Origin of the sequence: Agromyces intestinalis, assembly GCF_008365295.1 — a bacterium.
GTDB classification, from domain to species: Bacteria; Actinomycetota; Actinomycetes; order Actinomycetales; family Microbacteriaceae; genus Agromyces; species Agromyces intestinalis.
Genome location: NZ_CP043505.1, coordinates 1,176,147 through 1,200,451 on the forward strand (window position 1 = coordinate 1,176,147; position 24,305 = coordinate 1,200,451).

Annotated in this window: 18 protein-coding genes; 1 reads left to right on the forward strand and 17 read right to left on the reverse strand. The window is 69.6% G+C overall.

The genetic code is table 11. The annotated features are described in order from the left end of the window. Positions 1-14 precede the first annotated feature (14 nt). The 4 genes from mmsA (FLP10_RS05530) to FLP10_RS05545 form a co-directional block, all read right to left on the reverse strand. The gene (mmsA, locus tag FLP10_RS05530) at positions 15-1,544 is read right to left on the reverse strand and encodes a multiple monosaccharide ABC transporter ATP-binding protein (protein WP_149159967.1); all 1,530 of its coding nucleotides are present in this window, start codon (positions 1,542-1,544) and stop codon (positions 15-17) included. Positions 1,545-1,633: 89 nt separating this feature from the next. Further along, entirely contained in the window at positions 1,634-2,782 is a 1,149-nt protein-coding gene (gene chvE / locus FLP10_RS05535) for a multiple monosaccharide ABC transporter substrate-binding protein (protein WP_281286467.1), read from the reverse strand. An 87-nt stretch (positions 2,783-2,869) separates the two neighbouring features. Beyond that, positions 2,870-3,592 carry an L-ribulose-5-phosphate 4-epimerase gene (locus FLP10_RS05540; protein WP_149159968.1) on the reverse strand — a complete coding sequence of 241 codons (723 nt, stop codon included), beginning with the start codon at positions 3,590-3,592 and terminating at the stop codon, positions 2,870-2,872. 157 nt (positions 3,593-3,749) lie between these two features. Beyond that, a complete protein-coding gene (locus FLP10_RS05545) occupies positions 3,750-4,766 on the reverse strand; it encodes a LacI family DNA-binding transcriptional regulator (RefSeq protein WP_149159969.1) in 1,017 nt (338 codons plus the stop codon). A 96-nt stretch (positions 4,767-4,862) separates the two neighbouring features. Here FLP10_RS05545 and FLP10_RS05550 point away from each other — a divergent pair, with 96 nt between their 5' ends. Then, positions 4,863-5,402, forward strand: a complete 540-nt coding sequence (locus tag FLP10_RS05550) for a hypothetical protein (RefSeq protein WP_149159970.1) — start codon at positions 4,863-4,865, stop codon at positions 5,400-5,402. A 108-nt stretch (positions 5,403-5,510) separates the two neighbouring features. Here FLP10_RS05550 and FLP10_RS05555 read toward each other — a convergent pair whose 3' ends face one another. The 13 genes from FLP10_RS05555 to FLP10_RS05615 all read right to left on the reverse strand — a co-directional run bounded on the left by FLP10_RS05555 (position 5,511) and on the right by FLP10_RS05615 (position 24,215). Next, on the reverse strand, positions 5,511-6,629 hold the full coding sequence (locus FLP10_RS05555; RefSeq protein ID WP_149159971.1) for a substrate-binding domain-containing protein: 1,119 nt from the start codon (positions 6,627-6,629) through the stop codon (positions 5,511-5,513). A 66-nt stretch (positions 6,630-6,695) separates the two neighbouring features. Then, on the reverse strand, positions 6,696-8,054 hold the full coding sequence (mmsB, locus tag FLP10_RS05560) for a multiple monosaccharide ABC transporter permease (protein ID WP_149159972.1): 1,359 nt from the start codon (positions 8,052-8,054) through the stop codon (positions 6,696-6,698). Continuing rightward, the gene (mmsA, locus tag FLP10_RS05565) at positions 8,051-9,571 is read right to left on the reverse strand and encodes a multiple monosaccharide ABC transporter ATP-binding protein (protein ID WP_149162101.1); all 1,521 of its coding nucleotides are present in this window, start codon (positions 9,569-9,571) and stop codon (positions 8,051-8,053) included. The genes mmsB and mmsA (FLP10_RS05565) overlap by 4 nt, the downstream gene beginning before the upstream one ends. Before the next feature lie 171 nt (positions 9,572-9,742). Beyond that, positions 9,743-10,738, reverse strand: a complete 996-nt coding sequence (locus FLP10_RS05570) for a LacI family DNA-binding transcriptional regulator (RefSeq protein ID WP_149159973.1) — start codon at positions 10,736-10,738, stop codon at positions 9,743-9,745. Positions 10,739-10,900: 162 nt separating this feature from the next. After that, a complete protein-coding gene (locus tag FLP10_RS05575) occupies positions 10,901-12,379 on the reverse strand; it encodes an MFS transporter (protein WP_246150210.1) in 1,479 nt (492 codons plus the stop codon). Further along, positions 12,376-13,206 (reverse strand): aldo/keto reductase, encoded by an 831-nt coding sequence (locus FLP10_RS05580; RefSeq protein ID WP_149159974.1) that lies wholly within the window; start codon positions 13,204-13,206, stop codon positions 12,376-12,378. Before FLP10_RS05580 ends, FLP10_RS05575 begins: the two co-directional genes overlap by 4 nt. 88 nt (positions 13,207-13,294) lie before the next feature. Next, a complete protein-coding gene (locus FLP10_RS05585) occupies positions 13,295-14,227 on the reverse strand; it encodes a cyclase family protein (protein WP_149159975.1) in 933 nt (310 codons plus the stop codon). Next, on the reverse strand, positions 14,224-15,549 hold the full coding sequence (locus FLP10_RS05590) for an APC family permease (RefSeq protein WP_149162103.1): 1,326 nt from the start codon (positions 15,547-15,549) through the stop codon (positions 14,224-14,226). The genes FLP10_RS05585 and FLP10_RS05590 overlap by 4 nt, the downstream gene beginning before the upstream one ends. 111 nt (positions 15,550-15,660) lie before the next feature. Continuing rightward, the gene (locus tag FLP10_RS05595) at positions 15,661-16,833 is read right to left on the reverse strand and encodes a cystathionine gamma-synthase (protein ID WP_149159976.1); all 1,173 of its coding nucleotides are present in this window, start codon (positions 16,831-16,833) and stop codon (positions 15,661-15,663) included. A 93-nt stretch (positions 16,834-16,926) separates the two neighbouring features. Then, positions 16,927-18,294 carry a cystathionine beta-synthase gene (locus FLP10_RS05600; RefSeq protein ID WP_149159977.1) on the reverse strand — a complete coding sequence of 456 codons (1,368 nt, stop codon included), beginning with the start codon at positions 18,292-18,294 and terminating at the stop codon, positions 16,927-16,929. A 208-nt stretch (positions 18,295-18,502) separates the two neighbouring features. Beyond that, a complete protein-coding gene (locus FLP10_RS05605; RefSeq protein ID WP_149159978.1) occupies positions 18,503-19,924 on the reverse strand; it encodes a mechanosensitive ion channel domain-containing protein in 1,422 nt (473 codons plus the stop codon). A 2-nt stretch (positions 19,925-19,926) separates the two neighbouring features. Beyond that, positions 19,927-22,191 carry an adenylate/guanylate cyclase domain-containing protein gene (locus FLP10_RS05610; RefSeq protein ID WP_149159979.1) on the reverse strand — a complete coding sequence of 755 codons (2,265 nt, stop codon included), beginning with the start codon at positions 22,189-22,191 and terminating at the stop codon, positions 19,927-19,929. Between the two features lie 98 nt (positions 22,192-22,289). After that, complete coding sequence (locus tag FLP10_RS05615; protein WP_246150211.1) at positions 22,290-24,215, reverse strand: ABC transporter ATP-binding protein; 1,926 nt, start codon at positions 24,213-24,215, stop codon at positions 22,290-22,292. Positions 24,216-24,305 lie beyond the last annotated feature (90 nt).

Here is a 24,305-nt window from a genome sequence, read left to right on the forward strand (position 1 = left end):
TGATGGTCCGCAGGTCAGCGGGGCTTTTCCATGGTCATGAGCTTGAGCATCGACTCGGGCGTCGCCTCGTCGACAGGCAGCTCGCCCGTGACGCGCCCTTCGGAGAGGGCGTACAGGCGGTCGCAGATGCCGAGCAGTTCGGGCAGCTCGCTCGAGATGACGATGATGCCCTTGCCCGCGGCGGCGAGCCGGTTGATGATCGTGTAGATCTCGTATTTGGCACCCACGTCGATGCCGCGAGTCGGCTCGTCGAGGATCAGCACGTCGGGGTCGGAGTAGATCCACTTCGACAGCACGACCTTCTGCTGGTTGCCTCCCGACAGCTTGCCGGTCGGCACGAGCACGTTCGGCGCCTTGATGTTCATCGACTTCCGGAACCCGTCGGCGACCTGGTACTCCTCGTTGTCGTTCACGAGGCCGGCCTTCTCGAGCTTCTTCAGCGACGCCATCGAGATGTTCCGCTTGATGTCCTCGATGAGATTGAGGCCGTAGGTCTTGCGGTCCTCCGTCGCATACGCGATGCCGTGCTCGATCGCTTCGGCGACGGTGCGGGTCTTGATCTCGGTGCCGCGCAGGAACACCCGGCCCGAGATCTTCGAGCCGTACGAGTGGCCGAACAGGCTCATCGCGAACTCGGTGCGCCCGGCTCCCATGAGGCCGGCGATGCCGACGATCTCGCCCGCGCGCACGTTCAGGTTGACCCGGTCGACGATGACGCGCGACGGATCCTGCGGGTGGTGGGCGGTCCAGTCCTCGACGCGCAGCAGTTCCTCGCCGATCTCGGGCGTGTGATCGGGATACCGGTGCTCGAGGTCGCGACCGACCATGTCCTTGATGATCCGGTCTTCCGTGACCTCCTGCTTGGCGATCGTCTCGATCGTCTTGCCGTCCCGGATCACCGTGACCGTGTCGGCGACCTTGCGGATCTCGTTCAGCTTGTGGCTGATGATGATCGAGGTGATGCCCTCGTCCTTCAGGGAGAGGATCAGGTCGAGCAGGTGATCGGAGTCCTCGTCGTTGAGGGCTGCGGTCGGCTCGTCGAGGATGAGCAGCTTCACCTTTTTCGAGAGCGCCTTCGCGATCTCGACGAGCTGCTGCTTGCCGACGCCGATGTTCATGATGCGGGTCGTCGGGTTCTCGCGCAGGCCGACTCGCTTCAGCAGCTTGGCGGCCTCGAAGTTCGTGTGGTTCCAGTCGATCAGGCCGTTGCGGCCCTTCTGCTCGTTGTTGAGGAAGATGTTCTCGGCGATCGAGAGGTAGGGGCTGAGGGCGAGCTCCTGGTGGATGATGACGATGCCCACGGCCTCGGAGTCGGTGAGGCCCTTGAACTCGACCGTCTCACCCTCGAACACGATGTCGCCGTCGTAGGTGCCGTGCGGGTAGACCCCCGAAAGCACCTTCATGAGCGTCGACTTCCCGGCGCCGTTCTCGCCGCAGATCGCGTGCACTTCGCCGCGGGCGACCCCGAGGTTCACGTTCGACAGCGCCTTGACCCCGGGGAAGGTCTTGGTGATGCCGTGCATCTCGAGAATGTTGTCAGTCATCCTTGCTCCTGCTTCGTTGCCGAGTGAAGGACCGTCCGGTGGGGGAAGCCTAGTGCTCCCCCCACCGGGCGGTCACGGGTTCAGCGGGTTCAGCCGCCGATCTCCGCTTCGGTCCAGTAGCCGCTGTCGACCAGGACCTCGGTGATGTTGTCCTTGACGACGATCTGCGACTCGAGCAGGTACGAGGGGACGATCTTCACGCCGTTGTCGTAGTCGGTCGTGTTGTTGACCTCGGGCTCTTCGCCGTTCAGCAGCGCGGTCGCCATGTTCACGGCCACCTCGGCGAGCTTGCGGGTGTCCTTGAAGATGGTCGAGAACTGCTCGCCCGCCTTGATCGCCTTGACCGAGTCGAGCTCGGCGTCCTGGCCCGAGATGATCGGCCAGCCGTCGCCGACCGTGTACCCGGCGTCGGTGAGGGCCGAGATGATGCCGCGCGACAGGCCGTCGTAGGGCGAGAGCACCGCGTTGACCTGCGAGCCGTCGGAGTACGTCGAGGTGAGCAGGTTCTCCATGCGCTCCTGCGCGACCTCGCCGTCCCAGCGGAGGATGGCGGCCTGCTCGAAGTCGGTCTGACCCGACTTCACGACCAGGGTGCCCTCATCGATGTACGGCTGCAGGGTGTCGATCGCGCCGTTCCAGAAGAACGTGGCGTTGTTGTCGTCGGGCGAACCGGCGAACAGCTCGATGTTGAAGGGCCCGGACGACGCGTCGGCGGCGGGCTCGCCCTCGAGGTCGGTGAGGCCGAGGCCGTAGAGCAGGGAGGTCGCCTGCTGCACGCCGACGATGTAGTTGTCGAACGACGCGTAGAAGTCGACATTCTCGGAGTCGCGGATGAGGCGGTCGTACGCGATGACCGGGATGTCGTTGTCGGCCGCCTGCTGCAGCACCTCGCTGAGCGTGGTGCCGTCGATCGAAGCGATGATCAGCGCCTCGGCACCCTTGGTGATCATGTTCTCGATCTGCGAGACCTGGGTGGGGATGTCGTCCTCGGCGTACTGCAGGTCGACCTTGAAGCCCTGCGCCTCGAGCTGCTCCTTGACGGCGTCGCCGTCCTGGATCCAACGCTCCGACGACTTGGTGGGCATGGCGACGCCGATCAGGCCCCCGTCACCCTCGCCCTCGCCGCCGCCGCTGGTGCCCGAGCAGGCAGCCAGAGCGAGCATCGAGCCCGCGGCGATCGTGGCGAGGAGCACCTTCTTCGTGATCTTCACGATGTGTCCTTTCACTGTGTCAGTCATGGACGTCGTTGTCTCGGTGACAAGTCGGATGCGGCCGCGTCCATGCCGATCGCATCCCTCGCGTCCCCCGGGCGGGGTCGGCAAGTCTCAAGGGGTGTCGCGACGTGCGTCGCTCGCCTGTCCGTACACGTTCTGGTACCGGTCGTAGAGTCGGTCGATCGACTCCTGCGGAATGGGGATGAGCTCGCCCTGCGAGCGGGCGAGGTGCACCGTGCGGGCGACGTCCTCGACCATGACGGCGGCCTTGACCGCGTCCTTCGCCGAGACGCCGATCGTGAACGGACCGTGGTTCTGCATCAGCACTGCGCGCGAGCGATGCCCGCGGAGGGTCTCGACGATGCCCCGGCCGATCGAGTCGTCGCCGATGATCGCGAACGGCCCGATGGGGATCGGCCCGCCGAACTCGTCGGCCATGGCCGTGATCACGCAGGGGATCTCCTCGCCGCGCGCGGCCCAGGCGGTCGCGTACGTCGAGTGGGTGTGCACGACCCCGCCGACCTCGGGCATGTTGCGGTAGACGTACGCGTGGGCGGCGGTGTCGCTCGACGGCGAGCGCTCGGCGCCGGGCGTGCCCGGCACGACGTTGCCGTCGAGGTCGCAGAGGATCATGTTGTCGGGCGCGAGCTCGTCGTACGAGACACCCGACGGCTTGATCACGAACAGGTCCGCACCCGGCACCCGGCCCGACACGTTGCCGCCCGTCCAGACGACGAGCCCGTACCGCACGAGCTCGGCGTGCAGCTTCGCGACATCGGCGCGGGTGCGCGCGATCGCGACCTCGAGGCGGGCGGCGTCAGGGGCGGCGAGCAATGGGGACTCCTTCGTCACGGATGGCGGTTCAATGTGACCGGTCACATTCAGACCGCTATCGTAACCGGACGATCGCAGGGTCTGTCAATCCGGTCGGGTCACGGCTTGGTAACGCGCGGATGCCTCGCGGCGCGCCGAGCCGCGCGCCCTCCGCCGTTCAGAACGCGGGGAACGACGTGCTCGAGCGCACGATGAGCTCGGGCGAGATGGTCGCCGCGACGCCCTCGAGATTCGGGTCGAGGTCGCCCAGCAGCACGGCGACGCAGCGGCGGCCGAGTTCGGCGAAGTCCTGCCGCACGGTGGTCAGCGGCGGCCAGAAGTGCGCCGCGTCGGGGATGTCGTCGAACCCGACGATCGACAGGTCGCGTGGAATGTCGAGACCGGCCTCGCGCGCGGCGTGCATGACGCCGAGCGCCATCTGGTCGTTCGACGCGAACACCGCCGTGAAGTCGCGAACCGTCAGCAGCTCACGCCCCGCGTGGTACCCGAACGCCGCCGACCAGTCGCCGAGGATGGGCGCCGTCATCGGCACGTCGTGCGCGCCCATCTCGTCGAGGAATCCGCGCATCCGCGCCTCGGCCTCCATCCAGTCCTGCGGACCGGCGAGGTGGTAGATGTGCCGGTGCCCGAGTTCGATCAGGTGCCTGGTGGCCAGCCGCGCGCCCTCGATCTGGTCGACCGAGATGGCGCGGTCGGGGTCGCCGCTGGTCTGCAGCGCGACGTAGGGCACCTCGATCCGCATGCGTGCGAGCGTGCGGAACACGCGCGCCTGCGGGGCGATGACGACGAGCCCCTCGACGCCCTGCGCGGCGAGGTGCGCGAGCGCCGCCGAGATCGAGTCGGAGTCGGGCGATTCGATGCTCGCCGTGCTGACCCAGTAGCCCGCATTGCGGGCGGCCGCGTCGATCGCGGCGATCGCCGACGCCGGGCCGTACTGCGTGGTGGCGGACGAGAGGATGCCGATGGTACGCGACCGGCTGGTCGACAGGGCGCGCGCGGCGCGGTTGGGCGTGTATTGCAGTTCGGCCATCACATCGAGCACGCGCTGCTTCGTCGCCGGGCGGATGCTCGGGTGGTGGTTGAGCACCCGGCTCACGGTCTGATGCGAGACCCCCGCGAGGCGCGCGACATCGCGGATGCTGGGGGCACGGCCCCGCGTGGCTTCCTCGGACACCGTTCCTCGCTCCGGACGTGCTCGATCACATCGTCAGCACCAGTATGCCCCGAATGTGACGGTCACATTCATGACGGTCACATCCATAATGGGGGGATGAGCGACTACATGCGCTTCCTGCCGCTCTCCTGGAAGGAGCGCGTCGACGAGTCCGGAGTGCACTCCGACCGTCGCATCGAGTACGCCGAAGTGCTCGAACAGGCGGCGCTCATCGCCGATCGGCTGCCCGAGCCCGGTGTCGCGATCGGCGACGTCGATCGGCTGCGCGCTCGCGGCGCACCCGATACCGCCGGCGCGGAGCTGCCCGACCGGCTGCGCGCGCTGGCCGCGGACGCCAGGAACGGACGCAAGGTACCGGTGCGCTTCCTGGCCCGAGCCGTGCTGCTGTACCTCGACCTCGCGCGCGAGGTCGGCGAGCCGGCGCGGCTCGCCCCGCTCACGAGCGGTGCGGTATCGCTCTACCTCGCCACCGCGGCGCCGACCGAGATCCGAGCCGTCATCCGCGAACACGCGCTGCGCGCCACCGACGCCGGCTGGGAATTCGGCCGCGGCAGCGTACTCGAGGCCACCGCCGTCGAACTGGTCGAATTCCTCGGCGGGCGCAGCCTCACTCCCCCGCGCCGCGCCGCGAACTGACGCCTGGCCCGAAGCATCCGGCCCGAAGCATCCGGCCCGCCCGCCCCACGCCGAAGCGGCCCCCGCTCCGAACCGGAGCGGGGGCCGCCGTCGCGATCGCGCTGCTGCTTACTGCGCGGCGTTGACGATCTCGAGGAGGTTCGGGTTGTTGGCGTACGCCTCGGCCGCGTTCTCCTTGGTCACGATGACCGGAGCGAGCAGGTACGCAGGGACGACCTTCACACCGTTGTCGTACTGCTCGGTGTCGTTGACGTCGACCTCTTCGCCCGCCTGGAGCTGCTGGATCATCCTGATGGTCTGCTCGACCAGGAGCGTGGTGTCCTTGTTGATGGTCGAGAACTGCTCACCGGCCATGATCGACTTGACCGACTCGACCTCGGAGTCCTGACCGGTCACCGTGATCGTCGCGATGTCCTTGCCGGCCTGCTTAGCCGACGTGATGATCGCGCGAGCGAGGGTGTCGTTCGGCGAGAGGACGCCGTCGATGTTCTTGTCGCCGTAGTTCGCGGCGAGCAGCGAGTCCATGCGGCTCTGGGCGTTCTCGGCCTTCCAACCCTGGGTCGCGGTCTGCTGGATGTCGGTCTGGCCCGACACCACGACCAGCGTGCCGTCGTCGATCTTCGGCTGCAGCACGTCCATGGCGCCGTTGAAGAAGACCGCCGAGTTCGCGTCGTCGGGCGAGCCCGAGAACAGCTCGATGTTCCACGGAGCGGCGTGGCCCGAGCGCTGCTCGAGGCCCTGCAGGAGCGCCTCGCCCTGAAGCTGGCCGACCTTGAAGTTGTCGAACGCGACGTAGAAGTCGACGTTCGGCGTGTTCTCGATCAGGCGGTCGTAGGCGATGATCGTGACGCCGGCGTCGGCAGCCTGCTGGAGCTGCGTGCCGAGCTGCTTGCCGTCCTTCGCGCCGATGACGATGACCTTGGCGCCGTTGGTGACCATGGCCGAGATCTGGTTCTGCTGCTCGGCGACGGTGTTCGACGCGGGTGCGTACTGCACGTCGGGGGTGAAGCCGGCCGCCTTCAGGCCGTCCTCGAACAGGCCGCCCGCGAGCACCCAGTTCTCCGAGGTCTTGTCGGGCAGGGCCACGCCGATCGTGGCGTCGGCTGCGAAGCCCGCGGCCTCGGTCGCGTCGCCGCCGTCGGTGCCACCGCGCTCCGAGGAGCAGCCGGTCAGCGCGAGGGCCGCGGCCGCCGCGACAGCGGTCGCTGCCAAAGCGATTCTCTTCATTGATCAGTCACTTTCTCTTGGTTGTGAGATGAGGCCGGATGCTCCGGCCCGAACGCGTCACGCGAATCACTGCCGCGTGAGGTCGGCCGGCTGGCTCGTCTCGTTGGTCCCGGCCGACGGCACGACGGCGGGAGGTACTGGGGCCTCTGCGCGCGCCGCGCGGCGCGCCGACCAGATGCCGAGGATGGAGGCCCGGCCGCCGCGCTTGCTCAGCACGTCGACCGCGACCGCGATGAGCAGCACGAGGCCCTTGATGATCGACACCAGGTCGGCGCCGACGCCGAGCAGCTGCAGGCCGTTGTTCAGGAACGCCATCACGAGGCCACCGATGATCGAGCCGATCACGGTGCCGATACCACCCGAGACCGCCGCGCCACCGATGAAGACGGCGGCGATGGCGTCGAGCTCCCAGCCGTTGCCGTCCTGCGGGCCCGACGCGGTCGAACGGGCGACGAAGATCATGCCGGCCAGCGCGGCCAGCACCGACATGTTCATCATCACGAAGAAGTCGACCCGGCGGTCCTTCACGCCCGACAGCGACGCGGCGAGGCGGTTGCCGCCGACCGCGTAGATGTGACGGCCGAAGACGGTGTTGTTCGTCACGAACGAGTAGATGATGACGAGCACGACGAGGATGATGCCCGAGATCGGGAAGCTCGTGCCGGGGCGGCCGGTCGCGAACAGCCACGCGGCCCACAGGATCACGCCGGCGAGCAGCACGACCTTGAGGACGCTCACCCAAGCGGGAGCCATGTCGCCGCCGGTGCGCTTCTGCTGCGCACGCACGCGGAGTTCGTTCCAGATGATCCAGCCTGCGCCCAGGACGCCGAGCAGCATGGTGAGCACGTTGAACGGCAGCGGGATGGGCAGCTCGGGCAGGTAACCGGCACCGATGAAGGTGAACTCCTGCGGCACGGGCGTCGTGGTCGACTGGCCGATCCACTGGTTGCCGCCACGGAAGATGAGCATGCCGGCCAGCGTCACGATGAACGCCGGTACCCCGACATAGGCGACCCAGAAGCCCTGCCAGGCGCCGATCAGCGCGCCGACGACGAGGCCGAGCACGATCGCGAGCGGCCACGGCACGCTCCACTCGTTCATCGCCTTGGCCACCACGATGCCCGTGAACGCGGCCACCGAACCGACCGACAGGTCGATGTGCCCCATGATGATGACCATCACCATGCCGATCGCGAGGATCAGGATGTAGGAGTACTGATTGACGACGTTGATCAGGTTCGTCGACGAGAGCGTCAGGCCCTGGCCCTTGTAGATGTACGTCAGCACCTGGAACAGCACGATGATGACGATGAGGCTGCCGAGGATGCCGAACTGACGAGCACTCGACTGGCCGCCGCCGAACATCTTGCGGATGTCGGAGAGGCCGCCGCTCTTCTTCTCGGTGGGGGCGCTGGGGCTGGTCATGCGTTCGCCTTCTTCTTCGCGGAGGTCATGCTGCGCATGAGGTTCTCCGGGGTCGCTTCGGATGCGGGGATGTCATCGGTGATCTGGCCTTCGAACACCGTGTAGATGCGGTCGGCGATGCCGAGCAGCTCGGGCAGCTCGCTGGAGATGAGGATGACGCCCTTCCCCTGTGCGGCCAGCTGCTGGATGATCGTGTAGATCTCGTATTTCGCGCCCACATCGATGCCGCGGGTGGGCTCGTCGAGGATCAGCAGGTCGGGGTCGGTGAACATCCACTTGGCCAGCACGACCTTCTGCTGGTTGCCGCCGGACAGCTTCGAGACGCCGGCCTCGACGGTCGGGGTCTTGATGCGCAGGCGCTTGCGGTAGTCCTCGGCGATGCCGTGCTCCCGCGAATTGTCGATGACGCCGCGCTTGGCGATCTTCGACAGCTTCGCCGAGACGATCGAGCGCTTGATCGAGTCGAGCAGGTTGAGGCCGAGCACCTTGCGGTCCTCGCTCACGTACGCAAGGCCGTGGTCGATGGCCGACTCGACGTCCTTCAGCACGATCTCCTGGCCGTCCTTGACGATCGTGCCCGACAGGTAGGTGCCGTACGAGCGACCGAAGAGGCTCATCGCCAGCTCCGTGCGCCCGGCACCCATCAGCCCCGCGAGGCCGACGATCTCGCCGCGCCGGACGGTGAGGTTCGAGCCCTTCGCGACGAGCCGTTCGGGTACCTGCGGGTGCTGGACCGTCCAGTCCTTGACCTCGAAGAACACCTCGCCGATCTTCGGCGTCCGGTCGGGGAAGCGGCTCTCGAGCGAACGGCCGACCATGCCGCGGATGATGCGGTCTTCATCGACCCCGCCGGCGGCGACGTCGAGGGTCTCGATGGTCTGGCCGTCGCGGATGATGGTGATCGAGTCGGCGATCTGCTCGATCTCGTTGAGCTTGTGGCTGATCATGATCGACGTGATGCCCTTGGCCTTCAGGCCGAGGATCAGGTCGAGCAGATGCTGCGAGTCGTCTTCGTTGAGGGCCGCGGTCGGCTCGTCGAGGATGAGCAGCTTCACGTTCTTCGCGAGCGCCTTGGCGATCTCGACGAGCTGCTGCTTGCCGACGCCGAGGTGCTTGATCTTCGTGTCGGGGTTCTCGCGCAGGCCGACGCGCGCGAGCAGTTGGATCGCCTCGCGCTTGGCCTCGACCCAGTCGATGCGGCCGGCGCGCTCGATCTCGTTGCCGAGGAAGATGTTCTCGGTGATCGACAGCTCGGGGATGAGCGCGAGCTCCTGGTGGATGATCGCGATGCCGGCGCGCTCGGAGGCGCGGATGTCCTTGAACTCGACGATGTCGCCCTGGAACCAGATCTCACCGGTGTAGGTGCCGTGCGGGTAGACGCCCGAGAGCACCTTCATGAGCGTCGACTTGCCCGCGCCGTTCTCGCCGCAGATGGCGTGGACCTCTCCGGCGCGCACGGTGATCGAGACGTCGGAGAGTGCCTTGACCCCGGGGAACTCCTTGGTGATGGAGCGCATCTCGAGAATCGCGGGCGTGTCGTTCACAGTGACCTCGCTGTCGATGATCGTGCAGGCGGTGGTGATTGGGCGGTGCTGCCGGAGTGCGGCTGCGATGTTCGTGTTAACGTTCACATCGCGCGTGCCATCATGCATCTCAGCACGACACGTGTCAAGTCGGCACGACGGCGGCTAAGTTGCGAGCGGCGGCGCAGCGGACGCGCGCACCACGAGCCGGTGCGCGACCTCGTGCTCCGACGCCTCCGAGGTGCCGTGCATCTCGTCGAGCAGCAGCGCGACCGCCCTGCGGCCGAGCGCTTGGAAATCCTGGTGCACCGTGGTGAGCGGCGGCCAGACGTGCGGAGCGAGCGGGATGTCGTCGAAGCCGACCACGCTGACCGCGCGCGGCACGTCGAGCCCGGCGTCTCGGAAGCCGTGCATGAGCCCGATCGCCATCACGTCGTTCGCCGCGAACACCGCCGTGAAATCACGTCGCCTCGCCAGTTCGCGGCCCGCGTAGTACCCGAACTCGGCGGTCCAGTCGCCGAGCACCGGCGGATGGGTGCGCAGGTCGGCGTCGGAGATCGCGTCGAGGAACCCGCGCATCCGGCTGTCGGCCTCGATCCAGTCCTGGGCGCCGGCGACGTGCACGATCTCGCGGTGTCCGAGCGTGATCAGATGCTCGGTCGCGAGTCGGGCGCCATGCATCTGATGCGTCGAGGTCTCGGTGCGCAGTTCGCCGGGCTCGGACTGCAGGCTGACGAAGGGCAGGCCGACCCTGAGGTCGCTGAGCACGTCGAACACCCGCACCTGCGGCGCGATGACGACGAGCCCCTCGATCGCCTGCTCGAGCAGGTGGTCGACGGCTTCGACGAGCGCTTCGGGCGAACCGTCGGCGAGGTTCGCGGTGTTGACGAGGTATCCGGCCTCGCGAGCCGCCTCCTCGATCGCGGCGACCGACGACGACGGCCCGTACTCGCCGCGAGTGCCGAGCAGCACGCCGATCGTGCGGGAACGACTCGTGACCAGGGCGCGCGCGGCGCGATTCGGCCGGTACTGCAGCGCCTCCATCGCGTCGAGGACGCGCTGGCGGGTCTCGGGTCGCAGGCTCGGGTGCTCGTTGATGACGCGAGAGACCGTCTGATGCGACACGTTGGCGAGCCGCGCCACATCTCGCATGCTCGGCATGCGCCCTCCGTCCGTGGCCGGCTTCGCGACCGGTTCGCTGCATGTTCACGTTCACATGCGATGGCACTCCATTATGCACACACACCGCGAGCCGCATCCCGACGGGGTCGGATGCGGTGGCACCTCGGGGCGGGAACGCGCTGCGGCAACCCGTGTGACGAGTCACATACCGGGCTCGCGGCCGCCCCGCACGGATTCGCCCGAGCCCGGCGGCCGCACCCGCGGCGCGAGCACCACCGCGATGAGCGCGATCGCGAGCGTCACGGCGAAGTCGGCCTCGAACACTCCCTGGCCCACCGCGCTGGTCACGAGCGCCGTCACGGCGAGGGCCGTCGCGGCGCCGATCGACTCGGCGATCGTGAGCGCAGCCGAGTTGAAGCCCTGCTCGGTGCGCTTGGACAGCGACAGCACTTCGACGTTGAACCTCGGGTACATGAAGCCCATCGCCGCTCCCGCGAGCGTCCATCCGGCGAACGCGATCGCCGGGTGCAGCGTGAACAGGGCGACGGCGAACACCGTCGCCAGCGCGACCGCCAGGGCGATCGCGGCGATGACGATCGCCTGCGTGTTCGACACCCGCTCGCCGAGCCGCCCCTGCAGCCACGACGCGAACGCCCACGAGATGCCGGCACCCGTCAGCACCGCGCCCGCGAGACTCGGACTGAAGTCGTACCGTTCCATGAACAGGTAGGGCAGGTAGATCTCGGCGCCGAAGAACGCTCCGGCGACCACGAGCTTCTGCAGGATCGTCGCCGGCATGCCCCGCACCGCACGCAGCGTGCCGCGCGGCATCAGCGGGCGGATCGCGACCGCGACGACCGCGATCGCGACCGCAGCGAGCACCCACTGCCACGGTGGCCCGAGCTCCTTCGCCACCGAGACGCCGAGCGCTGCCGCAGCCGCGAGCACGGACCATCCGACCCGCCCGAGGCTCCACCGCACCGACCGATCGCCGCGTACCTGCTCCCGCACGCGCAGCAGAGGCGGCAGCACCATGGCTGCCGCGGGCAGCACGAGCACGATGACGCCGAGGAACACCCAGTGCCAGGTGAACGCCTCGACCACGAGCCCCGCGAGCGCGGGCCCGACGATCGACGGGATGACCCACGCCGCCGCGAACCCGGCGAAGACGCGGGCGCGCAGGCGTTCGGGGTAGACCCTCGCGACGATCACGTAGAGCGGCACGATCACCGCCGCCCCGCTCAGTCCGTGCACGAACCGACCGACGATGAACACGCCCATGTCGGTCGCGGTGCCGGCGATGACCAGCCCCACGACGAACAGCGCCGCCGCCGTGACGAGAGACGGCAGCGGGCCGGCACGGTCGGTCCAGTTGCCGGCGATCACCATGCCGGGAATGCCGGCCGCCATCGGAACGGCGAACGCGAGGGCGAACAGCGCCTCACCACCGAGGTCGCGCGCGACGATCGGCATGATCGTCGTCACGGCCATCGCTTCGAACGCGGCGATGAAGATCAGCGCGAACATGCCGATCGACAGCCACGTGAACGGCGGCGAGAGCGGACCGCGGGCGCGCGCGGCGGCGCGCTCGATCACCGGGTGCGATGCGTCGAGCACGGCAGGGCGATCGGATGTCTCGTGCCCCGCGGCATCCGTCGCCTGCTCGTCGTGCGCCGTCACATCTCCTCGTGCGTGTTCGGGTCGGCGCCCCACAGCCGGCCGCGTTCGAGCGCGGAGATCGCCTCGACCTCTTCAGGCGCGAGCTCGAAGCCGAACACGTCGAGGTTCGACCGACGCCGGACCGCGTCGGCGGACTTCGGGATCGGAATCGTCTCGAGCTCGACGTGCCAGCGCAGCACCAGCTGGGCGGGCGTGACGCCGTGGCGCGCGGCGAGCTCGGTGATCACGGGCTCCTCGAGCAGCGCGCTGCGCTTGCCGAGCGGGCTCCAGCTCTCGGTGCGGATGCCGTGCTCGTCGTGGAAGGCGCGCAACTCGCCCTGCGGGAAGTAGGGGTGCAGTTCGACCTGGTTGACGACCGGCAGCAGGCCGGTCTCGTCACCCAGGCGGGTGAGCATCTGCTCGGTGAAGTTCGAGACCCCGATCGAGCGTGCGAGCCCCTTCTCGCGAAGCGAGATCATCGCGCGCCACGACTCGACGTACTTGTCCACGCTCGGATTCGGCCAGTGGATGAGGTACAGGTCGATCCACTCGACGCCGAGCCGGCGCCGCGACTCCTCGAAGCTCTGCAGCGTCTCGTCGTAGCCGTGATGGCGGCCGGGCAGCTTGGTCGTGATGATGAGGTCGCTGCGGTCGACGTCGGTGCGAGCGACCGCATCGCCGATGACCTGCTCGTTTCCGTAGTTGTACGCCGTGTCGAGCAGACGGTATCCGTCGTCGATGGCGGCGAGCACCGCGTCGACGCCCGCCTCGTCGTTCAACCCGTAGGTGCCGAGCCCGAGAGCCGGGATGCGGTTGCCGTCTCGCAGGGCGTACTCGGGAGCGATCATTCCTCCATCCTCACGCACACCGGTTCCGCTCGCCACCACGGCCCGCCGCGCGACGAACGTGCACCCGTTTCCCGACCAGCGGAACGACTCAGGGCAATTCGGCGAACGCACGCACCGGGAAGGTGCCGAAGCCCTCGACGCGCGGCGGCACGGCGGTGAACCGGGCCCCGCGCGGCGGCACCCCCGCGAGTCCGGTGAGGTGTTCGACCACGTGCACGCCCGCCCCGAGCAGGATCGAGTGCGCCGGCCGCTCGCCGCCCGACTCGGTGTCGTCGATGTTGAGCGCGTCGATGCCGACGAGCACGACCCCGGCCTCCGCCAGGTACCGCGCCCCGGCCTCGGTGAGGAACGGCGACCCGACGCCGTACTCGGGTCGGCCGAAGCGCGCATCCCATCCGGTGTGCAGCAGCACGGCGGCACCGCTCAGGTCGTCGACCCGGTCGGCGAAGGCCTCGGCCGGGATTCCGCGCTCCGCGGCATCCGTCAGCCTGAAGACCTCGGCGCGCAACCCGACGAGCGTGTCGAGCGACAGCGAGGCGAGGTCGCCGCCGTCGGCGTACCGGTGGAACGGGCTGTCGAGATAGGTGCCGGTGTTCCCGGCCATCGTGATGAGGTCGATCTCGAACTCGGTGCCCGGTGCGTACACCGCACGCGACGCCTCGCGGGTGAGGTGCGGCGTGATCGTCGGCGCCGGGATGCCCGGATACGTCACGAGCCCCGCGCGGATCGGATGACTGAGGTCGACGAGCCGGCGCGGGCTCGAGGCATCCGGCCCGCTCCCGCCCTGCTCGGGCGCCGGCGCGATGCCGCGTGAGCCCTTGTGCGCCTCTTCGACGACCTCGAGGTTCCGGAGATCGACGCGCCCGACCATCGCGAGCCCGAGGTGGCGCACGAGGAGCCGGCCGATCTCGTCGGCGTCGAGGTCGGCGGCGGGCAGGTCGAGGCGGAAGCCCTCGGTGCGCAGCCCGCCCCCGTTGAGGAAGGCGATGTCGGCATCGAAGACGGCGCGGTACTCGGTCATGTGGTGTCCGGATTCTGGATGCGGCGGCGGACGGGACGAATGCGGCGTGCGCGACGGATGCGCCGGACGACGGTGACGGCGATGGCGGCGATGGCCAGCACGGCAGGCACGAGCAGGTTCGCGCCGGCGAGCACCAGCAGGCCCGCGGTGAGCACGGTCGCGACGACGGCCAGCCACCAGCCGACGCTCCAGCGCCGCAGCAGCAGGGTCGCCGCGAGCATGCCGACGAAGTAGATGGCCACCATATTGCTGGTGTGGATGAGGATGAACGTCGACAGCTCACCGCCGTTGGCGACCATGAGCACGAAGTACACCAGGGTCACCGAGCCCGAGAGCACGAGCGCCCGGCGCGGCACCTCGCCGCCTGCCGCCCCCTTGGCGAAGAAGCGGGGCAGGTCGCCGTCGCGGCCGAGGGCGGCACCGAGGTTGCCGAAGGCGGGCAGGTAGGCGTTCATCACGCCGGTGGTGACGATGACCGCGATCGCCGCGACGATCGCCGGGCCGATGCCCGGCAGCACGACGTCGACCAGATCGATGAGCGGCACGACGCCGGCGCCCGCACGATCGCCCAGCACGCCGACCGTCACGATCTGCAGCGCAAGGTAGCCGAGGCCCACGACGACGATGGCGATGGCTGTGGCGAGCGGGATGACGCGGCGCGGGTTCGTGAATTCGCCGGCGATGTGGGTGCCGACCTCCCACCCGGCGAACGCCCACACGAAGAGGCTGATCGCCGTGCCCACACCGGCCCAGCCGTTCGGCAGGAAGGGAGCGAACGACCCGGCCTCGACGTGCGGGAAGGTGAGCGCCACCACGCTGACGACGACGGCGAGCAGCAGGCCGGTGAGCACGAGCTGCACCCAGCCGGCGACCCGCACGCCGAACCAGCTGATCACGTACGGCGGCACGAAGATCGCCGCGGCGATGAACGGCACCGCCGACCGATCGACGCCGAGCGCGGCCACCACGTACTCGCCGCAGAGCAGCGTCACGACCGGAGCGCCGACGCAGACGCCGAAGAAGAACCAGTACCCCGTCATACGCGCAACGGTGTCGCCGAACACTCGACGCGCGTAGCTCGCCACCCCGCCGGGGTCGGGGAACCGCGACGCGAGCGCCGCGAACGTGCCCGCGAGCGGGATCGACAGCACCAGCACGGCCGCGACGGCGAGGACCGAAGCCGGACCGGCCGCCGCAGCGGCGAGGCCGGGCAGCGCCAGAATGCCGGTGCCGAGCACGCTCGCGACGTAGAGGGCGGTGCCCTGGCCCAGCCCGAGCGTGCCGTGATTCGGCGTCGCCGCAGTGCTCGGGGCATCCGTCATCGTGGTCACGGGTTCAGTCTGGGGCATCCCGCCGACACGCGGTGCTGGCAGCGCCGCCCACCTTCGGTGAGATCCTGCCAAGCGCGTCGGCCACCCATCGAGCGCTGCGCGCTACAGCGCGGCGAGCGCCTGGTCGATGTCGGCGAGCAGATCGTCGACGTCCTCGATGCCGACCGAGAGCCGCACGATCGACTCGGGCACCTCGGCCTCGGTGCCGCGCACCGACGCGTGGGTCATCTCCGACGGGTAGTTGACGAGCGACTCGACGCCGCCCAGCGACTCCGCGAGCTGGAACACGCGTGTCGACTCGGCGAACCGGCGGGCGGCCGCCGCCCCGCCCGCGAGCTCGATCGAGATCATGCCGCCGAAGCCCGACATCTGGCGGGCGGCCAGCTCGTGTCCCGGGTGCGTGGGCAGGCCGGGGTACAGCACGCGCGCGACGCCGGGGTGCCCCACGAGCCGCTCGGCGATGGCGTGCGCGTTCGACGAGTGCCGCTGCATCCGGATGCCGAGCGTCTTGATCCCGCGCGAGGTGAGGAACGCGTCGAACGGCCCCGAGACCGCGCCCGCGGCGAACTGCGTGAACTCGACGCGCTCGGCGAGCTCCTCCTGCCCGGCCGCGAACACGAGCGCACCGCCGATCACGTCGGAGTGCCCGCCCAGGTACTTCGTGGTCGAGTGAACGATCACGTCGGCGCCGAGCGAGATCGGCTGCTGCAGCGCGGGGCTCGCGAACGTGTTGTCGACGACCGTGACGAGCCCGGCCTCGTGGCCGACCTCGGCGAGCGCCGCGATGTCGCTGATCTTCATGAGCGGGTTCGACGGGGTCTCGACCCAGAGCACCTTGGTCGTGCCGAGCTCGATCGCCGCCTCCACCGCGGCGACGTCGCTCGTGTCGACCGTCGAGTGCGTCACGCCCCACTCGCCGAAGATGCGGCGGATGAGCCGGTGCGTGCCGCCGTAGACGTCGTTGCCGATCACCACGTGGTCGCCGGGGCGCAGCACGGTACGCAGCAGCGCGTCCTCGGCGGCGAGGCCCGACGCGAACGACAGGCCGCGGATGCCTCCCTCGAGGGCCGCGAGCTGCGTCTCGAGGGCGGTGCGAGTGGGGTTGCCGCCGCGCGAGTACTCGTACCCGTTGCGCAGGCCCCCGATGCCGTCTTGGACGTACGTCGAAGTGAGGTAGACGGGCGGGATGACCGCACCGGTCGTCGGGTCGAAGGCCTGCCCGGCGTGGATCGCACGGGTGTCGAACCCACCCGCACTCTTTTCAGGAACGCTCATGCTCGTGACATCCGTTTCTGGTCGAAATCAATGATGAAGGGTTGAATCAGGCCGTCTTCGCGGCGAAGCCCGCGAAAACTCCTGAAAAAAGCTCTAGTGGGAGAGGTAGGTGAGGAGGTCGGCGCGAGTCACGACGCCGAGCGCCTTGCCGCCGTCGGCGACCAGCAGCGCGGGCCGATCGCCGAGCGCCTGCCGCGCCGCCGCGACCGGCTCGTTCACGCCGATGAGGGGCAGCGGCTCGCCGATCACCGAGGTGACGGGGTCGGTGAGCTTCACCCGGCCCGAGAACACCAGCTCGAGCAGTTCGTCTTCGTGCACCGCGCCACGCACCTCGCCGAGCACGACGGGCGGCTCGGCCGAGAGCACCAGCAGTTGCGAGACGCCCGTGTCGGTCATCCGGTCGATGGCCTCGCGCACCGAGTCGGCGGGGTGCGCGTAGACGAGCGGGGCGGTGCGGTCGGCCTTCGCCGCCAGCAGATCGGCGACGCTGTGACCGGATGGCGCGTTGCCGAAGCCGTACGCACGCATCCACTTGTCGTTGTAGATCTTGCCGAGGTACCCGCGGCCGCCGTCGGGCAGCAGCACGACGAACACGTCGGCGGGCGACGCGCCCTTCGCGGCCTGCAGCGCCGCGGCCACCGCCATGCCGCTCGAGCCGCCGACCAGCAGGCCTTCCTCGCGCGCGAGCCGACGCGTCATCCGGAACGAGTCGGCGTCGCTGATGGCGAGCACCTCGTTCGGAACGGCGGGGTCGTAGGTGTCGGGCCACATGTCCTCGCCGACACCCTCGACGAAGTACGGTCGGCCGGTGCCGCCCGAGTACACCGAACCCTCGGGGTCGGCCCCGATCACGCGCACCCGGTCGCCCGAGACCTCGCGCAGGTAACGGCCGGTGCCGGTGATCGTGCCACCCGTGCCGATGCCCGCGACGAAGTGCGTCACCCGCCCCTCGGTGTCCTGCCAGATCTCGGGGCCGGTGGTCTCGTAGTGCGCACGCGGCCCGTTCGGGTTCGCGAACTGGTTCGGCTTGAAGGCGCCCGGGATCTCGCGGGCGAGCCGGTCGGAGACGCCGTAGTACGACTCGGGGCTGTCGGGCGCGACCGACGTCGGCGTCACGACCACCTCGGCGCCGTAGGCGGCCAGCACGTTGCGCTTCTCCTCGCCGAACTTGTCGGGCACCACGAAGATGCACCGGTAGCCGCGCTGCTGCGCCACGAGCGCGAGGCCGACGCCGGTGTTGCCGCTCGTCGGCTCGACGATCGTGCCCCCGGGCCTCAGGAGTCCGTCGCGCTCGGCCGCGTCGATCATGCGCGACGCGATGCGGTCTTTCACCGAGCCGCCCGGGTTGAGGTACTCGACCTTGGCGAGCACGGTGGCCTCGGTCGCGCCCGCGGTGACGCGGTTCAGCTTGACGAGGGGGGTGTGGCCGACGAGGTCGGCGATGTTCTCTGCATAGCGCATGTGGTCAGTCCTTTTGGGTCGCGCGCGCCGTTGCGCCGCTCGTGCCTGCGGGGTCGCGGGAGGGTGGCTAGCGACGACAACACGAGAGACGGATCACGCGCACCACTCTATCCATAGCGAAGCGACCGGATGCCACGTCGCGGCGTATTCCGTTCGCGGCATCCGTCGCGGCATCCGCTCGCACGCCGCTTCGCGGCATCCGCCCGACTCACCCGAGCAGGCTGCCGCGTGCGACGCCCGCGGTCGCGACCGCCTGCTCGGCCAGGCGACGCTTCTTCTCGATCACGCGGCCGATGCTGCGCGCGAGCTCGGGGTGGGAGCGGACCAGCGCGTCGAGCGTGGCGCGCGGGATCACGAGCACCGTCGTGACGTCCAGCGCGGTCGCACCGACGAACGCGGGCTCGCGGGTGAGCGACGTGTGCCCGACGTACTCCCCCGCCTCCGCCGTCGCGATGTCGATCCGCTGGTCGCCCGCCATGACCCAGAGCTGCATGCGGCCTTCGACGACGACGCGCAGGTGCCGAGGCACGACCCCGACCCGCTGCACCGCCTCGCCGACGCCGTACCGCTCGAGGTGCGAGTCGGCGAGCACCGCCTCGGCCGCCGGCCCGTCGAGGTGCAGCAGCGGCGCGACCTGGTCGACCGCGGCCCGCAGCCGCTCGGGGTCGGCGACCGGATCCGTGGAATCCCCGTCGAGCGAGAGGCGCCGCCGCCTCGCGGCGTACCAGAGCCACGCGAGGAACGTGCCCTGGGCCTCGGCGGCCACCGCCGGGCTGCGCAGCGGCAGGTCGACCGTGTAGGCGCTCTCGCCGTTGTAGCGGGCGACCGGCCTGCCGCCCGGCGCGAGCATGGGCAGCGCGCCGGCGACCTCGGCGAGCACCGCCATGACGTCGAACGGCGGGTCGTCGACGCCGAACGCGATGTCGACCGACACGTGGTACCCGTTCGGCGGCCGGCTGAGGTTCGTGAACGAGGCGTCGGCGAGCGATGCGTTCGGCACGATGCGCGTGCCCGACGGCGTCTCGATGTGCACGGCGCGCCAGTTCACGTCGATCACCCGACCGCGCACGTCGCCCGTGTCGAGCCAGTCGCCGATCGTGAACGGCTGCTCGAACAACAGCAGCAACCCCGAGATCACGCTGCCCACCGCGTTCTGCAGCGCGAGGCCGATCACGATCGACGTCACGCCGAGCGCGGTGAAGAACCCGCCCACGTCGGCGCCCCACACCCACGAGAAGATCAGCGCGAGCCCGACGAGGATGAGCAGCACCCGCACGATCGACACGAAGATGTTCGGGATCCGGTCGCGCCAGGTGCCCGCCCGTGCGTTCTGGAACAGCGCCACGTTGAACGCCGCGAGCACGAGCAGGATGAGCAGGAATCCGAACAGCGTCGCGACGAGCCGCACCCCCACCTGCTCGGCCGGCTGCTGCACCGCGAACAGCAGGAACACCAGCACCGCGGCGACCGGCACCACCCAGTTGCGCAGGAACCGCACCGGGCCGGCGGCCGGGTTGCGGCGTCGGGTGAGCTCGGCGAGCACCTCGGTGAGCACGACGAGCACGAGCGGGATCCCGACCGCGATCGCGATCGCCCAGATCACCCACCCCGTGTCGACGCCCGCGTCCATGGTCAGGCCTCTCGAACGACTTTCCAGACCGCCTGCCGGCCGTCTTTCGCGTCGACGGTTCCGGCCTGCTCGAAACGCATCGCATCGCCGATGCCGTCGCGCACGCTCTCGCTCACGAAGATGCCGGGCTCGCCGGTCACCGCCTGCACGCGGTGGGCGAGGTTCACCGCCGCGCCCCAGAGGTCGTACGCGAGGCTGGTGCGGCCGACCAGCCCGGCCGTCACGGTGCCGGTCGCCACGCCGGTGCGCATCGCGAGCTTCGCGTCGTTGCGGGCGTTGAACCGCTCGACGACGTCATGCAGCTCGACCGCGAAGTCGACAGCCCGCCGCACGTTGTCGATACGCGGAACCATGAGCCCCGAGCTCGCGAGGTAACCCTCGCGCAGCGGCCGCACCTTCTCGACGCCGATGCGCTCGGCGGCCTCGTCGAAGCTGTGCACCAGTTCGTTCAGGCGCGACACCCCGGCCTCGCCGCCCAGTGAGTCGGCGAAGTCGTCCCATCCGATGAGTTCGGCGTACACGACCGAGACATCCTGGTGCTCCTCGGCGATCGCGTCCTCGCCCTTGCGGTACCGCCGCGCGACCGACGCGGGCATGAGGGTGAGCAGCAGCTTGTCGTAGTCGGCCTTCTGCTGGTCGATGAGGTCCTGCTTGACCCGCAGGCTCTTCGCCATGTCGTTGAACGCCGAGCCGAGGTCGCCGAACTCGTCTCGAGTGTTCGTCTGCACCTTCACGTCGAGGTCGCCGCCGGCAACCCTGCGCACCGCTTCGCCCAGTCGGCGGATGGGCCGGGTGAACGCCTGCGCGAGCAGCAGTGCGAGCAGGCTCACGACGAGCATGATGCCGAGCGTCGTGAGCACCAGCGTGCGGGTGAAGACGTCGACCGGTGCGAACGCCTCGCTCGCCTCCATGCGCGCCACCATCACCCATTCGACGTCGGCCGCGTCGAACGGCGCATACGCGACGAGACTCGTGCCGCCGATGTACTCCTGACTCGACATGACGCCGGTGCCGCCGGCGAGCGCCGCAGCGACCGCGGGCGACGACGCCGGCTGCAGCAGGACGGTGCTGCCCGCCGCGACGACCTGCTCGGCGACGCGCGGGGGCGTGCCGCGGTCGATGACCCGTTCGGCGTAGGTGTCGGGATCCTCGATGAGCGGCCGCGAGTTCGAGCGCATCAACCCGTCCGCGCCGACGAGGAAGACCTCACCGGTCTCGCCGAGCCCCTGCTGCTCCCACCCCTCGTCGCCGGTCATGACGTCGTCGATCGTCGCGATCGGCACCTGCACCGCGAGCGCCCCCGTGATGTCCCCCGCGTCGCCCACCGGTGACACCGCCCACGCGGTGGGCACGTCGAGCGACGGCACATAGGGTTCGAAGTCGGTCGTCGCGACCGTCGTGGTGCTGCCCGACCGCAGCGCCTCGCGATACGCGTCGGCGAGCGCGGTGCGCTCGAACGGCCCGCTCTGCAGGTCGGTGCCGAGGTCGATGCCCTTGTCGACGGTGTAGACCACCCGGCCGCGGTCGTCGATGAGCAGCACGTCGACGTACCCGAAGTTGTCGACGAGCCGGGTGAAGTAGTCATGGAACCGCGCGTGCACCGCCGACCAGGCGCTGCCGTCGCCCGCGTCCTCGACGGCGGTGGCCGCGGATTGGTCTTCGTACGGGTCGGTCGGCACCGTGTACCGCAACTGCAGGTACTGCCCGGCCGGGCTCGACGGCACGAGGGCGCGGGCATCGAAGGTCTCGCCCGACCGTTCCTCGAGCTTCGGCACGAACGAGGTCTGATACCAGTCGAGCAGTCGCTCGGCGTCGGCCTGGGAGATGTCGGTCTGCTCGAGGTCGGCGAACGCGCGGTTGAACTCGGCCGACGCGATCTCGGCGCTCGCGTTCGCCGCGGCCACCCGGACGCCCGCCTCGAAGTCGCGCAGGGTGCGCAGCAGCTCGGCGGTGCGGAACTCGCGGATCGTCGTGAGCTCGTCGTAGGCGGCGGCGCGCAACGAATCGCGGCCGCTGATCCAGCCGATCACGCCGACCACGAGCGCCGACAGCAGGCTCGTCACCAGCAGGATGATGAGCAGCTTCGACTGGATGCTGATTCCGCGGCGCCGGCGACGGGCGGAGGTCGCGGCGGCGGGCACGGCGCCCGTCGCCGGCGCGACACCGGACGCGGATGCGCCGCCGGCCGCCGGCACCGCACCGGTCTTCGGCGGCTCGACCGCGGGCGCGCTCGGACCCGTCGAACGCGTCGCGCGCTGCTCGTCCATTGCGGGCGTCCCCCTCCGACCGCGATGCTCCTCACCCTAGCGAGGCGGGCGCGGTGGGGCCACCGGAAGCGCGCGTCTCGCGGAGCGAGGGGGCCGCCTCAGTTCGCCGGCACCTCGGGCCGGTCAGCCTGCTCCCGGTACAGCGACGCGTACACGCCGCCCTCGGCGAGGAGCTCGGCGTGCGTGCCGCGCTCGACGACGCGGCCCGAGACCACGACGAAGATCACATCGGCGGATGCCACGGTCGAGAGCCGGTGCGCGATCGCGATGGTGGTGCGCCCGCGAGCGGCGTCGTCGAGCGCCGCCTGCACGACGCGCTCGCTGATGGTGTCGAGCGCGCTCGTCGCCTCGTCGAGCAGCAGCACGGCCGGGTCCTTCAGCAGCACGCGCGCGATCGCGATGCGCTGCTTCTCGCCCCCCGAGAGGCGGTAGCCGCGCTCGCCCACGACGGTGTCGTAGCCGTCGGGGAACGACGCGATGGTCTCGTGGATGTTCGCGGCACGCGCCGCGGCCTCCAGCTCGGCGTCGGTGGCGTCGGGCCTCGCGTAGCGCAGGTTCTCGGCGATCGTGGCATGGAAGAGGTAGGTCTCCTGGCTCACGATGCCGATGTTCGACACGAGCGAGGTCTGCCGCAGGTCGCGCACGTCGACCCCGGCGAAGCGCACCGAACCGCCGGATGCCTCGTACAGCCGCGGCACGAGGTAGGACACGGTGGTCTTGCCCGCGCCCGACGGCCCGACGAACGCGGCGTACTGTCCGGGTTCGATCGTGAACGAGACGTCGTCGAGGGTCGGGCGCGAGTCGTCGTCGGCATCCGGGTACCGGAACGACACGTGGTCGAACTCCACCCGCCCGAGCTCGGGGCCCTGCGGGACATCCTTCGCCTTCGGGGCGTCCGTGATCGATGGCCGCAGGTCGAGGTACTCGAAGATGCGCGCGAAGAGCGCGCTCGAGGTCTGCAGGTCGAGGGCGACCCGCATGAGCCCCATGAGCGGGAAGAGCAGCCGGGCCTGCACCGTCGTGAACGCGACGATCGTGCCCGCCGTGATGTCTGCGACGCCGCCCGCGATGAGCCACCCGGCGAGCAGGTAGACGATCGCGGGCACTGCCGACATGAAGATGTTCACCATCGCGAAGAACCACTGGCCGGTCATCTGCTGGCGCACCTGCAACCCGATCTGGGTGCGGTTCTCGTCGGCGTACCGGTCGATCTCGCTCTGCTGACGCGTGAAGCTCTTGGCGAGCAGGATTCCCGACACGCTCAGGGTCTCCTGCGTGATCGCGGTCATCTCGGACAGCGACTCCTGCGTCTTGGCCGCGATGCGAGCGCGCACCTGGCCGACCCGCCGCTGCGCGATCACCATGACGGGCAGCAGCACGAGCGCGATGAGGGTGAGCTGCCAGTTCAGCAGCAGCATCGCCACGAAGGCGCTGATCACCGTGACGGTGTTGCCGAGCACGCTCGACACGGTGTTGGTCAGCACGGATGCCACTCCGCCGACGTCGTTCTGCAACCTCGACTGGATGACGCCCGTCTTCGTGCGGGTGAAGAAGCTGAGCTCCATGGCCTGCAGGTGGCTGAACAGGCGCACGCGCAGCGCGCCCATCACCTGGTTGCCGACGGTCGCGGTGAGCCAGGTCTGCCAGACGCCCAGCAGCGCCGAAACGATGAAGACGGCGATCATCGCGACCACGATCCAGGTCAGCGCCGAGAGGTTCGGGCCGGATGCCTCGCCGCTGGCGTCGACCGGGAACAGGCCGTCGTCGAACGCACGCTGGGTGAGCAGCGGCGGCACGACGCTGAGGGCCGCACCGACCAGCACGAGGGCGACGGTCGTGATGAGCGCGGCCTTGTGCGCGGCGAAGAGGCCCGCGATGCGGCGCAGCAGGTGCGGGATCTTCGGCGCGTCGGCGTTGATCGCGCGCTGCGTCTGCTCGTCGGCCGTGCCGATGCGCCGGCCGCCCCCGCCACCGCCCGCCGCGCGCGCGGCGCTGCCCCGCCCACCGCCGCCGTGCATGCTCATGCTCTCGACCCTACGCCGCACCACGGACGCGACGGCCCGTCACGCTCGCGATCGCGCCCGGACGCAGATGTCGGTGGCCGGCGGCAGGGT